The organism is Legionella clemsonensis, assembly GCF_002240035.1.
Taxonomy (GTDB): domain Bacteria; phylum Pseudomonadota; class Gammaproteobacteria; order Legionellales; family Legionellaceae; genus Tatlockia; species Tatlockia clemsonensis.
On the sequence record NZ_CP016397.1, the window covers coordinates 612865 to 626121 of the forward strand.

Sequence of the window (13257 nt, forward strand, 5' to 3'; positions counted from 1 at the left end):
ATTTCCTTTGTTTTGTACACTTATGATTAAATGGTTTAAACGAAATCAAGAAGAATCTACCTCAATTTCCAAGACGTCTGAGGAGGAGGTAGTGCCGTCTATTGAAAGACAGGAGCAGACAAAAACTCAAACAGCAATGCCTTCCTCAAAGGAAGGATTTTTTGCGCGTTTTAAAAAGGGGTTAAGCAAGACTCGGCAGCAGTTTGGAGACAATATTGGCCGTTTATTATTAGGCAAAAAAGAAATTGATGCAGCCATTCTTGAAGATCTTGAAACAGTGTTATTAAGTGCCGATTTGGGAATTGAAACCTCACAAATTGTTTTGAAACAATTGATTGAAGAGTTGGCCAGAAAACAATTAACCGATGGTAATGCTGTTTTTCAGGCACTGAAAAAGCGACTGGAAGAAATATTAGTTATTTGTGAAAAACCATTAAATCCAGAAACACCTGATAAGTCACCATTTGTTATTTTAACGGTGGGCGTTAATGGGGCAGGTAAAACAACATCGATTGGCAAAATGGCAAAGCAATTCCAGCAACAAGGTAAAAAAGTCATGTTGGCCGCAGGCGATACTTTCCGTGCTGCTGCGGTAGAACAGTTACAGATTTGGGGGGAACGTAATCAAATTCCTGTGATTGCCCAACACACAGGCGCTGACAGCGCTTCTGTTATCTATGATGCTTTGCAGGCAGCCAAGGCACGAGGAATTGATGTTTTAATCGCCGATACTGCAGGGCGTTTACATACCCAAGGTAACTTAATAGAAGAGCTTAAAAAAGTGAAGCGTGTCATGCAGAAGTTAGATCCGGGGGCACCTCATGAAGTAATGCTGGTTTTGGATGCCAGCATAGGACAGAATGCACTCAATCAAGCTAGGCAGTTCCATGAAGCTGTTGGTTTAACCGGTATAATGATGACAAAACTTGATGGAACAGCAAAGGGTGGGGTATTGTTTGCAATTGCTAATGAGTTAGGTATTCCCTTTCGTTATCTGGGAATGGGGGAAGGGATAGATGATCTTCGTCCCTTCAATGCATCACAATTTGTTAGAGCAATTTTTAATGATGATCAAATTTGACCAAGTTACCAAGCGTTATCCGGGCGGGTTTGAAGCATTAAGTCAGATTAATTTTTCATTGCAGCAAGGTGAAATGGCTTTTCTGACCGGACATTCTGGTGCAGGAAAAAGTACTTTGCTTAAACTCATTGCCATGCTTGAAATTCCTTCATCTGGGCAAATTGAAATTAATGGCATACGCTTGAATCACTTGAAAAAAAAGGACATTGCTGCCTACCGCAGTAATTTAGGCATTACGTTTCAGTCCCCAAATTTATTAAATGATCGAACTGTTTTTGATAATGTTGCCATGCCGCTGCAAATTCAAGGCCTTGCTCCGCCCATGATTACTAAACGAGTTCATGCAGCTTTGGATATGGTAGGTTTATTAAATAAAGAAAAAATGTTGCCAATTCATTTGTCGGGAGGCGAACAGCAACGTGTCGGTATTGCACGAGCAGTGGTGCATAAACCTGCTTTGCTGTTAGCGGATGAACCAACAGGAAATTTGGACCCAAGTTTATCCTCTGAAATTATGAAGTTATTTGCTCAATTTAATCAGGTGGGTGTTAGTATTCTTATCGCTACACATGATCTGGCATTAATTGCTGGAATGAAGCATCGCATTGTCATGTTAAAAGGGGGGAGAATGTGTTAAATACTATCCGCTCGCTTACAGCCTATCATTTACAAGCTGCCAGTAATAGTCTAAATCTGCTTTGCCGGAAACCTATGGCAACGATGATGACCGTTATTGTTATTGCGATTACCTTAACGTTGCCGGCGCTATTTTGGGTCTTCAGTGATAATTTGGAAAAAATAACCAAGCATTGGCAGAAAGGGGGACATATTTCACTCTACCTAAAACCCGCACTGTCTTCTGTAGAAGAAAAAAGTATTCTTGAACAAGTACAAGCCATAGAGGGTGTGGGTAAAGCCAGTTTGAAAACCCCTGCAGAAGGCTTACAGGAATTACAACAGCAAGAAGGTATGCACGATATTATGCGTTATCTTCCAGAAAATCCTTTACCTGCTGTTATTGAGGTAGTTCCGACTCTTGCTGTTAATCAACCGTTCCAGATGGAACAATTGTTTCATCGTTTGAAAGTTTTGCCTCAGATAGAACAAGCCAAATTAGATATGGAGTGGATAACACGTCTTCATGCTATTTTAGGCTTTGCTAATAAAGCGGCACATGCAGTCATGGCTCTTTTAGCCTCAGCAGTGGTGCTAATTATTGGTAATACCTTACGGTTAGCTATTCATAATCGGCATGAGGAGATCCAGGTCCTTAAATTAATTGGTGCTACCGACTCATTTATTGCCCGTCCCTTTCTATATTCAGGAATATGGTATAGCTTGGCTGGTGCCATACTGGCAGTACTGTTTGTGAATATTTTCATGCTAAGTTTTGCAGTAGCAATTAAACAATTGGCTTCTGCCTATCAAATGAATTATCCTATTATGGGTCTATCCGTTAAACAGGCTTATTTATTGGTTTTAGTTTCAACTCTATTAGGTTGGTTAGGGGCTAGAGTGTCAGTAAATCGCCAACTTGCTTCAATTGAGCCCTATAATTAGTTATAATAAGGAATGAATTTTATCAAACCTCTTTTTAATGCACTTTCGAGTATGATGTTGGTAATGGAGGATGTATGAATCAGCAGTTACAGTTAGCGTCATTAAATTTTCCAATCGGTAGCCTCGATGCTTATATTCATCGTGTCAATCAAATGCCAATGCTATCTGCTGAAGAAGAATATGATTGTGCTGAACGCTTCCAAGTCGAAGGCGATTTGGAGGCCGCACGCCGTTTAGTATTAGCTCATTTACGCTATGTCGTGCGCGTTGCCCGTGGCTATTTAGGCTATGGATTACCTCTTAACGATTTAATACAAGAAGGTAATGTTGGCCTCATGAAGGCAGTTAAGCGCTTTGATCCCAAAATTGGTGTGCGACTTGTGTCTTTCGCTGTCCATTGGATTAAGGCTGAAATTCATGAGTTTGTGCTACGCAACTGGCGCATTGTTAAAATTGCTACCACTAAAGCGCAGCGTAAATTATTTTTTAATCTTCGTCACATGAAAAATCGTTTGGGTTGGTTCAGTCGTGAAGAAGTTGATGCTGTTGCCAAGGATTTAGGGGTCAGTCGTGAAGACGTATTGCTCATGGAGCAACGCCTTAATGCGATGGATACTTCTTACGATTCGCCTGTTTCAGATGACGAGGATGAAGCATTTAAATCACCGGCGCATTATCTTCATGATGATAATAGTGATCCTGCTCAATTAATTGAACAGGAAACCAGTGGTGAGCGAGGACGGGAACAATTATTTTTTGCTCTGGAACAGTTGGATGAACGCAGTCAGGATATCTTGCAGCAACGTTGGTTGGCAGAGGACAAGGCAACTTTGCATGATTTAGCGGATAAATATGGCGTGTCAGCTGAACGTGTTCGCCAACTGGAAAAGAACGCAATGAAAAAGCTTCGTCAATATATGGAATCTGAGGCATAGTCTCAGTCTGTCAGGAAGAATTACTCTCACAATCTTTGCCTGGGTGCAGGTCTGTAAGGCTGAACTCAGGGTATTTTTTGCCACTTGCTATGCGTATTATTTGATATAATATTCAGTGCAGGTTTTAGAAAACTATAGTTCAACTTTGTTTCTGTAGAAATCTCCTCTTCATAATTGCTTCGAGAAAAAAAGCATTGTTTGGCTTTCTGTATTTTATTAAATTGACTCCTTTGGAGTCTAATTCTCCCTTAATAGCAGTCTAAATAAGCGTTTATTTTTTACTACGAATTTGCCAGCAATGTTCTAAGTTTGAGTTTCGTTTCTTTATCAGCAAAAGAGGCTTCAATAGCCATTGCAGTGAATTGCTTCATTTGTTCATTGCTATAATTATAGGCTTGCTGCACGCGTTGATATTCGTTGGCTAAATGGGTACGAAAAAAGGGAGGATCATCAGAGCCCAGGCTAATGGAAATACCAGCCTCAAGCAAACGCGGCAAAGGATGGCTGAAAAAATTCGGGAAAAGACCCAAAGCAATGTTACTGGAAGGACAAATTTCCAGAGCAATATTTTTATCTTTTAGTTGAGAGATAGTCTCTGAGGAATGTATAGCTTGAACTCCATGCCCAATACGCTTAATAGGGAGATATTGAATTGCTTCCAGCATGCCATTGGCCGGAGCAAATTCGCCTGCATGAACAGTACAGTGCAATCCGCCTTCAGCCGCAATATTATAAGCTTCAGTAAACAATCTGGGAGGAAAGTTTATTTCGTCACCACCTAAACCAAATCCCACTATACAGGGCACATCCTCTTTGATTGCATGCCGGGCTACTCTAACAGCAGCTTCAGCGCCGAAATGGCGAACAGCAGTGACAATAATTCGACCAAATATATGGTACTTTTCTTCTGCATCATTAATTGCTTGCTGAATAGCCTTTAAATGCTCGCTTGAAGGAATATTGCTAGATTTTTCAGCATGATCCGGTGAATACATCATTTCAATATAAAGTGTATCTTCCAATGCATTCGCTTTTAAGTAGTCAAAAGTAATATCGTAATAGTCGTCTGGATATTTAATGACTTCTGCGACTATATCGTAGGTTTTTAAAAAGTCGAGAAAATCTTTATAACGATAACTTTGGCCGTCTGCGGCCATAATGGAGTCAGGCAATGAAAGATTATTACGCTGGGCCAGTTTTTTTGCTAATGCTGGGGTAATGGTACCCTCCAAATGGGTGTGTAGCTCTGCTTTTTTTATGGCCATAGAATTATCCTTTCTCTACTATACTGATTTTGGATGGCAACTTATCGTAAAAACCGATAAAATTACCCTTTTTAGTATAATACGTAAAGCAGGATTATTTCATGAGTAACGAAGATATTGATAAATCTTATGTCAGCCCCTACGATAAATTTTTATTTGAATTTGATGCGACACATGAAAAATCAACCTCTCAATTAAAAGAAATTAAGAAGCATCAACGCATTGCCTACCTTCGTGATCATCCTAATCCAGAAGGTAAAGAAGATGAAATTTGGGAGGAGTTCTAACTCCTTTCTATTCGACCCTCGAAATGGTTATTAGGGCAGGTTGACAATCATCGGACTCATTAGCAATGAATTGTCAACAGAGAACTAAGTCTTTGCTCCCTTACGACTTACTCTTAACTAGATAAGAGGTATTCCAATAATTTTCAAAATTACCTAGTCTCGACTAGCGAATTTCCCCCGTTCCCCGAATCCCCGCGGCGAAGACCGCGGGGCCCATTCACTGAACTATTTCATGGTATAGATCTTTCCATTCTGGATTATGTTTTTGGATGAGATCTATTTTCCACTGCCGTTTCCATTCCTTTAATCTTTTTTCCCTGCCAGCAGCCAAGGTGATGTCATTAAAAATTTCATAATATACAAGGATCGTGACATTGTATTTGTTGGTAAATCCCGGAACAAATTTATTTTTATGCTCCCAAATCCGTTTAATCAAATCCGAGGTTAACCCGATATACAATGTGCCATTTTTTTGACTTGCAAGGATATACACATAACTGTCTTTCATTTGGACTCGCCTTAATTCCATTATAAGGGTTACCTCCATTGAAAAATGAAGTTGTCAATGCGGTAAAACTTAATACCCTATTGTTCGCTAAAACGTACAGGGAATAACAACATTGACAACGGAAATTATATCAGTACTGGCGGTATTTGCCTCTCAATCAAGCAACCCACCTGGAAAAATTGCAAACTTTGTTTCTCGGCGCAGTTTTGTGCCGCGGCCCACGTCGAATCAGCACCATCCTGCGTGTCATGGGGTTGGCACAGGAAAAAAACGTCTGCAAATATCATCGTGATGGTCAGGAAAGAAATTTGGTCAACACGCTATTTATTCAAATCAGCAAATCACGATGAGTTTGATAAATTCAGTGAACAAGAAATGAGTGGTTGATCTATCCGTTGTCATTGGCGACTTAAGACCTGATGTGGTAACGAGTTTAAGCAAAAGCTGTTGTATAATTTGAGATCGAAGTGGGCCCCGCGGTCTTCGCCGCTGGGATTCGGGAACCGGAGAAATTCGCTAAAGTCGAGCTAGTGTTTCTTGTAAAAAAGAGAACTTTCATCAATAGGTGTGTCTCGTATTGCACTAAAAATAAAAGTACATTCCGCACAACGCCTCACAATATTATAAATGGGATGAATATTATATTTTTCCGCAAGTAATTCTTTTAAGCGAGGCGAAATGGATTGAACGTCATTACATAAATAAAAACCTTCTCGAGCAGAGTCAATGAGCTGTGAGGTGAGGTACTGGAACTCTTTAACTATTTACTGCTTTTGTAAAGGCAGTTTTTTTACATTCAAAAATATCGACTATTTCATACCGAGGTTTCTTTGTTGTTTCAGCAACAAATTCCTTAAGCATAGCAACAAGCCATTCATACCAATTAATTTTTTGTTTCATAATCCTTTTGCTCAAATTACTCCAATTGCACCAATACTTTCTTTACCGTATTCTGGTAGCAATAAATCTTCTGGGAATTGACCACTTCTGTTGATGTATTCTGAGTGTTCAATTGAAAAACCTTCCTTTATTAAACTACGCTCTAACACTTCTTTTGTAATCCAATGTACGAACTTAGGTAATGAGCTCACTCGGCCACTGCTTTCATAGTTAGCTGGTTCAGCAATTTCACCAGGCCATTCCTCATTTTCTTCTACTCGTTTATTAAATTCAGGAATAAAGCGTTGCCAATTTTTTAAAAAGGGTGTTTCGCAAACGATATATATCTTACCTTCGGGAGCTAACAGGGTTGATAATAAGCCCAAAGCTTCTTCTATCTTGGCTCCAGAGAAAAAATGAAAAACACGGCAAATCAAAATAGCAGCAAAATATTTCTTAGGAAGACCAATTAACTCATCGGGTAACTCGCCTGGTATTAGGACTAACGCACCACTATCTCCGGTTAAGGAGTCAATACAGGCATTCGTTGCTTCCAGAAAACGTTGTCGAACAACTGCTAAATTTTCAGGATTAATATCGTTACAAAAAACGGTTGCTCCTCTTGCAATTGCTTCCAGTGTAGCAGCACCAAAAGCAGCCCCTATTTCTAATACTTTACCCCCATCTTTAGCTGACAACGCTGCATGAGCAAGGAAGCGCTGCGAAACAGGATCACAAGGTGTTGTTGTAAAGCCACCAAAAGGATTATGTGTTTTTGTAAATACACCTTTTTCTTCTTTGGCAGGGGGTGCTTCAACACGTGTAATACTTTTAGGATCTATAATAACATTGTTACTGTAATCTTTACTAAATTCCTTATTGTTTAAGTTGAGCCAGGGAAAATCAATGAGGGTTTTATTTCGAGGGTTAATGCATCAAATAGTTGGGTTGTTTGATCAATTTGTGCTTTAAATGAGAGAAGAAAGGTAATTGTAGGTGTACCGAAATGATTTTCCCATCGCTTAGCTCTGATAGCCTGCAAATCGTGTTTAAGCGATTCTGTACTAAATGTCGATAAAATCCCTCAAACAATATGGTTGCTTGAGTCATGCAGAGTGATTGATTAGCTTTACTGTTTTTTTCCAATCTTATTTAACTCTGCAAGTAAGATAATATTTTTTTCTAAATACCCATTGATTTGGGTAAAATTCTCCACGGCTTTTTGAATGGCTCTATAAAACTCTAAAAACCCCATTTAAACTAATCCTATATTTTAAGCCCTCGCAATATATAATTACGATCATTAAAATTCAATAACTTTATTCAAGCAAACGAATCCTTTGAATCGGACAAAACCACACGTTGTCTAAGTTAAAAACAGACATTATGCTGACCTCAAGCAACGTGAGGGGAAGGATTGATTTCTAGCAGATTCTCCCTGATGTTTAAAACGAGGAGCTTCTTCACTTTGCTCGTAATTAACCATCAATTAGACGACGTAGTCAAAGATAAACTTACTTTTATTCGAAGGCATTAGCGCTTCATGATTTATTGTTTAAAAGTTGAACAACATGTGTTAAAATAAATTCCTTCCCTATAAGTTACGTTTTTCAAATGAATGGGTAGTCTCTAGTTGTCGAGGGTAAAATGAAGTTATCATTAAATTCAGTGAAAGCCATTTTGGGGGATTCAAAAGAGGTTTTAGTGTATGGATTTAGCAACTGCCAGTATGGTTATGTTGCTCGTGCTTTAAATGCCTTAACCATTAAAGCAATGATCAAGGATAGCTTTAAAAATGAATTTGAGATGCTGGAATTTGACAGCCAACCTCATGTTCCTGATGCTTCTCTGGATTTAAACAGTATTGATTATCAAGAATACGTGGAACGTGAAAAGACTATTCTTTTTGCCCGGGAGTGTAAGGCGCTTATCACCAGTTTATGCATTAACAATTTAAAACGTAAACAAAACAATGAGCCTATTATCCCCTTGTTATTTTGCATAGAAGGTGAATTTTCTGGTTATTCCGTATCGTTAAACATTAAAAGCGTTGCAGAAAGCCATCCTATGTTGGGTACGTATATTACAGACGAAGAATTGCGTCATTGCTTTAAAATGTGGATGTTTGAAACTGAACCGGAATTTAAAGAGGTCATTCGAGAAACAATTAAGTTTGTAAAATTACTTCCTCACCCTGTTGAACCAGAAAGTTATCAGCTCCAATCGATAGCTCCATTTTGGGAAAAACCAGAATGGGCTGCTGCTTTAGATAAACGCCAACCCATGAAAACACCTGAAGCATTAAAAAAGAAAACATTTCCCTGGCGAGAAATTACCGCTCAGAAGGTATCAGCCATCTTACAAAACCGAGGCTTATTTAAAGAATCCCTGGTGGGGGATGCCGATAACTTAGTGGAAAAAGCTATTAATGCCTGCTCCGTAGAGATGCCTTCAATGGGCTAACCAATCACTGCATGTAAAATTTTATAAGCCAGGATAGTTAGTAATGAGGCTGCAGGTAAGGTTAATATCCAGGAAGTAAAAATATTACGAATTACAATTAAATTTAAAGCACCGATACCTCGTGCTAAACCTACACCCAAGACAGCACCCACCAGCGTTTGAGTGGCAGAAACAGGGATACCTGTGCTGGTAGCAACAACCACAGTAGTTGCTGCAGCCAGTGTTGCCGCAAAAGCGCGACTGGGAGTCAATGCTGTAATTGAACTGCCTACTGTTTCAATAACCTTACGTCCATACATGAGAAAACCGATAACAACCCCCGCGCAGCCAAGAAAAATAATCCAGGCAGGGTAACTGGCGGTGACCAGTGGTTGGTCGGCTTGCATAATGAGGCTGTAGATGATCGTTAAAGGACCTACTGCCAATGCGACGTCATTTGAACCATGGGCAAAAACCATCGCACAAGCGGTTAAACCCATTAAAACTGCGAAATATTTTTCGACTTGCAGGAAACGTTCTCGCCGCCGAATACGTGGCATTTCCGGAATATGTTTGATGATCATCATACCGATAATAGTTAAACTAATACTTGAAGCCAGGGTGACGGCTAAATCTTGTTTTAAATTTAGATGAATATCAAAATGATTTAACCCTTTAAAGACGGTAATAAACGATAAAATAGACCCCACCAGGAAGAGATAAATAGGAACATACCATTTGGCCTTTTCCAAAGGGTCACTTTTAATAAAAATAGTTTGCTGAATACTTAAAAATAGAGCATAGCCAGTAAATCCGGCAATGAGTGGTGAAGTAATCCAGCCAATAGCAATGTAGTAAACCTGTTGCCAGTGGATAGCATTTGTTCCCAAAACCACAGAACCAAAACCAACCATCGACCCAACCAGAGCATTGGTAATGGAAACAGGAACTCCTAGATAGCTTGCTAAATTCATCCAGACCGTACAGGCCATTAGAACACTTAGCATTCCCTCGATAAGGATAAAGGGTTGATTAGATAACTGACTGCTATCAATGATCCTGTCACGCATGGTTTCTGTGACGTCACTGCCCCCAAGAAAAGCGCCTGCAAACTCAAATACAATGGCGATAAGCATGGCCTGACGGACAGTGATTGCCTTGGAACCCATGGTGGTACTCATGACATTCGCTAAATCATTGGCACCGACACCCCAAGTCATTAGAAAACAAAAAGCAACAGCAAGAATAAATAATAAAAAAGGATAATCCATAGGAATTTACTACCGGGCAATGAGAATTTGGAGTCGACCACCTACAGTTTGGGCGTGATCGGCCAAGTCACCAATCCATTGAACTAGTTTATAAAGAAAAACGACCTCTATAGCCGGTAAATCCTTTTCCAACTCAAAAATACGATGCCTGATATCAGCAAGTTTGTCATCGCTGTCGTGTTCAATTTCATCCAGGGTAACAATCATTTCCTCAACAATTTTCACCTCACTACCGCGAAAACCACTTTCAAGTAATTCATCCAATTCATTAATCGCCTTACAGGCTTGTCTGGAGGCATCCAAGCAACGATCGAGGAAAGGCATAAAAACAGAAACGAGTACTTCTGGAATAATCATTCTACGACTAACAATTAACCCGGCAATATCTTGGGCTTTGTTGGCAATGCGATCTTGCGCGCTTAACAATTCGAGTAAATCAGTACGGGATACAGGCAAGAATAACCCTGTGGGTAAATGAAGACGCAGATCGCGTTTAATCAAATCGGCTTCTTTTTCAATGCTCGAAATTTTTTCCTGAACAGCTTCAGCAGTTCTCCAATCTTGTTGCAGTACTGCTTCAAAAAAAGGATGCAGCTGTTTGGCGCAATGATGCGCTTTTCGCATATGTTGTTCAATAGGCCGAATAGGCGAAGGCCCAAACATGTTAAATATGCTGCCCATACCTGTTTTAATCTTTGAAAAGATTGGGAGATTATAAACCAAACTTAGTTTTGCACAAGTTGTATTTAAGGGACAGTTGGCGAAGATAAAAGAAAATTTTTAGGAAATGTAAATGATGCTACACTAAAAAATACATAACAAGGAGTGTTAGCATGAAAAAATGGATGCTGTGTTTGTTTTTTATTGTAACAAATGCGTTAGCTTTACCTCCCTTAATGACAAAGGTTATTCAGCTAAATTATCAAACTGCTGATACAGTTATTCAGTTGGTGCAGCCTTTGTTAAAAGAGGGTGAACAAATTACCGGCACAGGACAAACGCTTGTTGTTAAGGTAACGCCGCAAACATTGACTCAACTGCGGGTTTTATTACAAAAAATTGATCAACCGCCGGTCACCTTTGAAATTACAGTTTTTCAAGGTGATCCTGATTGGCTAAATACGCAAAATGATAATACCATGGTCATAAGTACCTCTTCTCAGCAAAATCAACAGCGTCGCCAATCAGTACAGGTAATGAATGGTGAATCTGCTTTTATAAGTACGGGTCAGGATCAACCGGTTATCAGTTCCGTTGGCATAGGATGGTGGGGGCCAGGGATCACCTATGATCGTCGGTTGATACAAAACGGTTTACTCGTGGAACCCGAGTTACAAGGACAAAAAGTAAAATTAACAGTACGTCGTGTTCGTGAGCAAGATAGTCGTATAAGTAATCAGCAATTTGATGAGCAACAAGTAATGACTACGGTTATGGTGCCTCTTAATCAGTGGGTTTCTTTAGCCAGTCCTCAAGGAGATGCGCCAGCGGATTCCACCACCGAAGTTTATCGGGCAGGCGACCAATTTTCGCAAAACTCTACTCTTTACATAAAAGTGAATATTGTTAAAAAAGCAACGTCGGGCATACCAAAGTAAATGGGTGGCAATACTTGGAAAGCAGGTAAAAAAACAGTCCTGTCGCTTTTCAAAACTTGACATCCATGCTCTCTGGCAAAACAATAGCTGACGATTATTAGCCGGTATCTTAATCAGATACAATAACATACCAGAGGACCTCTCATGCAAATTGCCAACATCAAAGGACGTGAAATTCTTGATTCACGTGGTAATCCAACTGTTGAAGCTGACGTTATACTGACAAATGGTGAAATGGGCAGGGCAAGTGTACCCTCAGGTGCTTCCACCGGGAGTCGCGAGGCTTGTGAATTACGTGATGAGAATGAAGCGCGTTATGCAGGTAGAGGCGTAAGACAGGCAGTAGTTCATATTAATGAAGAAATTAATCAGGCTTTAAAAGGCTTTTCTGTTATCGAGCAGGATAAACTTGATGCACGTCTCTGCGAAATTGACGGCAGCGTTAATAAAGCACGTCTTGGGGCCAATGCCATTCTGGCTGTCTCACTGGCAAGTGCCAGAGCTTATGCCAGTGCTATTAAAAAGCCTTTATTTGTGGCTCTAAATGAAGGACAGCTCATGTCTATGCCTGTTCCTATGATGAATGTATTAAATGGTGGAGCTCACGCTGATAACAATGTTGATATTCAAGAGTTCATGATAATGCCTGTTGGTGCTCCAGATTTTCCAACGGCACTGCAAATGGGTGCAGAAATTTTCCACGCATTGAAAACGGTCTTAAAAAAGCAAAACCTGAGTACTGCTGTGGGAGATGAAGGAGGATTTGCGCCGAATTTGACATCTAATCAGCAAGCCCTGGATATGCTTGTTCAGGCAGTGGAGCAGGCCGGTTATACATTAGGCTCAGAGGTTGTCTTTGCCCTTGATGTTGCTGCTTCTGAATTATTTCAGGATGGCGTATATCGCTTAGCATCAGAAAATAAAACATTAAGTAGTGATGAGATGATTGCCTATTATCGCCAATTGGTGACTAATTACCCTATCGTCAGCATTGAAGATGGACTGGATGAAAATGACTGGGAAGGTTGGAAACAATTAACCGAAGCTCTGGGCAAGCAAATTCAGCTAGTAGGGGATGATTTATTCGTCACTAATTCGCATATCTTGCAAGAAGGAATTGCTCATAAAATGGCTAATGCCATTTTAATTAAACCGAATCAGATAGGCACCTTAACCGAGACCAGAAAGGCAATTCATCTTGCCCATGCCAATGGCTATCGTTGCGTTATGTCTCATCGCTCCGGTGAAACAGAAGATACTTTTATTGCTGATTTAGCAGTAGCGACGGGTTGTGGCCAAATCAAAACTGGCTCTTTATGCCGTACTGACAGAGTAGCGAAATATAACCAGTTGCTACGCATTAATGAAATGACTTTATTACCCTATGCAGGTAAGGAGGCCTTTAAGTCTTTTCTATAGTATTTTGTAAAC

General features: G+C 39.9%; 15 protein-coding genes. 8 read left to right on the forward strand and 7 right to left on the reverse strand.

What is annotated here, in order from left to right; translation table 11 throughout:
* Positions 1–136: 136 nt before the first annotated feature.
* From ftsY to rpoH, 4 genes are all read left to right on the forward strand, one after another.
* Positions 137–1081, forward strand: a complete 945-nt coding sequence (gene ftsY, locus clem_RS02660) for a signal recognition particle-docking protein FtsY (protein WP_408606886.1) — start codon at positions 137–139, stop codon at positions 1079–1081.
* Positions 1068–1718: a cell division ATP-binding protein FtsE gene (gene ftsE, locus clem_RS02665; RefSeq protein WP_094092250.1), complete on the forward strand. Its 651-nt coding sequence runs from the start codon at positions 1068–1070 to the stop codon at positions 1716–1718. The genes ftsY and ftsE overlap by 14 nt, the downstream gene beginning before the upstream one ends.
* Positions 1712–2641: a permease-like cell division protein FtsX gene (gene ftsX / locus clem_RS02670; protein ID WP_232505533.1), complete on the forward strand. Its 930-nt coding sequence runs from the start codon at positions 1712–1714 to the stop codon at positions 2639–2641. Before ftsE ends, ftsX begins: the two co-directional genes overlap by 7 nt.
* Positions 2642–2715: 74 nt before the next feature.
* The gene (rpoH, locus tag clem_RS02675; RefSeq protein WP_094090201.1) at positions 2716–3576 is read left to right on the forward strand and encodes an RNA polymerase sigma factor RpoH; all 861 of its coding nucleotides are present in this window, start codon (positions 2716–2718) and stop codon (positions 3574–3576) included.
* Between the two features lie 281 nt (positions 3577–3857).
* On the opposite strand, the gene clem_RS02680 is transcribed toward rpoH, so the two are convergent.
* On the reverse strand, positions 3858–4841 hold the full coding sequence (locus tag clem_RS02680; protein ID WP_094090202.1) for an adenosine deaminase: 984 nt from the start codon (positions 4839–4841) through the stop codon (positions 3858–3860).
* A 101-nt stretch (positions 4842–4942) separates the two neighbouring features.
* Between clem_RS02680 and clem_RS02685 the strand changes: the two genes are divergently transcribed.
* Positions 4943–5128: a CBU_0585 family protein gene (locus clem_RS02685; RefSeq protein WP_094090203.1), complete on the forward strand. Its 186-nt coding sequence runs from the start codon at positions 4943–4945 to the stop codon at positions 5126–5128.
* A gap of 217 nt (positions 5129–5345) precedes the next feature.
* Here the strand turns inward: clem_RS02685 and clem_RS02690 are convergent, their stop codons facing one another.
* From clem_RS02690 to clem_RS15275, 4 genes are all read right to left on the reverse strand, one after another.
* Positions 5346–5636 (reverse strand): GIY-YIG nuclease family protein, encoded by a 291-nt coding sequence (locus tag clem_RS02690; RefSeq protein ID WP_094092251.1) that lies wholly within the window; start codon positions 5634–5636, stop codon positions 5346–5348.
* Positions 5637–6392: 756 nt separating this feature from the next.
* A complete protein-coding gene (locus tag clem_RS14750) occupies positions 6393–6536 on the reverse strand; it encodes a hypothetical protein (protein ID WP_157698156.1) in 144 nt (47 codons plus the stop codon).
* Positions 6537–6547: 11 nt separating this feature from the next.
* The gene (locus clem_RS15035) at positions 6548–7213 is read right to left on the reverse strand and encodes a class I SAM-dependent methyltransferase (RefSeq protein ID WP_232505534.1); all 666 of its coding nucleotides are present in this window, start codon (positions 7211–7213) and stop codon (positions 6548–6550) included.
* A 431-nt stretch (positions 7214–7644) separates the two neighbouring features.
* The gene (locus tag clem_RS15275; RefSeq protein WP_269766804.1) at positions 7645–7770 is read right to left on the reverse strand and encodes a hypothetical protein; all 126 of its coding nucleotides are present in this window, start codon (positions 7768–7770) and stop codon (positions 7645–7647) included.
* 392 nt (positions 7771–8162) lie between these two features.
* Here clem_RS15275 and clem_RS02705 point away from each other — a divergent pair, with 392 nt between their 5' ends.
* On the forward strand, positions 8163–8978 hold the full coding sequence (locus tag clem_RS02705) for a hypothetical protein (protein WP_094090205.1): 816 nt from the start codon (positions 8163–8165) through the stop codon (positions 8976–8978).
* Here the strand turns inward: clem_RS02705 and clem_RS02710 are convergent.
* Positions 8975–10228, reverse strand: coding sequence for an inorganic phosphate transporter (locus tag clem_RS02710; protein ID WP_094090206.1), 1254 nt, complete (start codon positions 10226–10228; stop codon positions 8975–8977). The genes clem_RS02705 and clem_RS02710 overlap by 4 nt on opposite strands.
* 9 nt (positions 10229–10237) lie before the next feature.
* Positions 10238–10891, reverse strand: a complete 654-nt coding sequence (locus clem_RS02715; RefSeq protein WP_232505535.1) for a TIGR00153 family protein — start codon at positions 10889–10891, stop codon at positions 10238–10240.
* A gap of 170 nt (positions 10892–11061) precedes the next feature.
* On the opposite strand from clem_RS02715, the gene clem_RS02720 reads away from it, so the two are divergent.
* Together clem_RS02720 and eno are read left to right on the forward strand one after the other, a co-directional pair.
* On the forward strand, positions 11062–11826 hold the full coding sequence (locus clem_RS02720; protein WP_094090208.1) for a type II/III secretion system protein: 765 nt from the start codon (positions 11062–11064) through the stop codon (positions 11824–11826).
* A 144-nt stretch (positions 11827–11970) separates the two neighbouring features.
* Complete coding sequence (gene eno / locus clem_RS02725; protein WP_094090209.1) at positions 11971–13245, forward strand: phosphopyruvate hydratase; 1275 nt, start codon at positions 11971–11973, stop codon at positions 13243–13245.
* Positions 13246–13257: the final 12 nt, after the last annotated feature.

Bases quoted from the DNA above. Each gene is read 5' to 3' on its own strand.
- ftsY (WP_408606886.1), top strand. From the start codon at position 137: ATGCCTTCCTCAAAGGAAGGATTTTTTGCGCGTTTTAAAAAGGGGTTA.
- ftsE (WP_094092250.1), top strand. From the start codon at position 1,068: ATGATCAAATTTGACCAAGTTACCAAGCGTTATCCGGGCGGGTTTGAA.
- rpoH (WP_094090201.1), top strand. From the start codon at position 2,716: ATGAATCAGCAGTTACAGTTAGCGTCATTAAATTTTCCAATCGGTAGC.
- clem_RS02680 (WP_094090202.1), bottom strand. From the start codon at position 4,841: ATGGCCATAAAAAAAGCAGAGCTACACACCCATTTGGAGGGTACCATT.
- clem_RS02685 (WP_094090203.1), top strand. From the start codon at position 4,943: ATGAGTAACGAAGATATTGATAAATCTTATGTCAGCCCCTACGATAAA.
- clem_RS02690 (WP_094092251.1), bottom strand. From the start codon at position 5,636: ATGAAAGACAGTTATGTGTATATCCTTGCAAGTCAAAAAAATGGCACA.
- clem_RS14750 (WP_157698156.1), bottom strand. From the start codon at position 6,536: ATGAAACAAAAAATTAATTGGTATGAATGGCTTGTTGCTATGCTTAAG.
- clem_RS15275 (WP_269766804.1), bottom strand. From the start codon at position 7,770: ATGGGGTTTTTAGAGTTTTATAGAGCCATTCAAAAAGCCGTGGAGAAT.
- clem_RS02705 (WP_094090205.1), top strand. From the start codon at position 8,163: ATGAAGTTATCATTAAATTCAGTGAAAGCCATTTTGGGGGATTCAAAA.
- clem_RS02710 (WP_094090206.1), bottom strand. From the start codon at position 10,228: ATGGATTATCCTTTTTTATTATTTATTCTTGCTGTTGCTTTTTGTTTT.
- clem_RS02715 (WP_232505535.1), bottom strand. From the start codon at position 10,891: ATGTTTGGGCCTTCGCCTATTCGGCCTATTGAACAACATATGCGAAAA.
- clem_RS02720 (WP_094090208.1), top strand. From the start codon at position 11,062: ATGAAAAAATGGATGCTGTGTTTGTTTTTTATTGTAACAAATGCGTTA.
- eno (WP_094090209.1), top strand. From the start codon at position 11,971: ATGCAAATTGCCAACATCAAAGGACGTGAAATTCTTGATTCACGTGGT.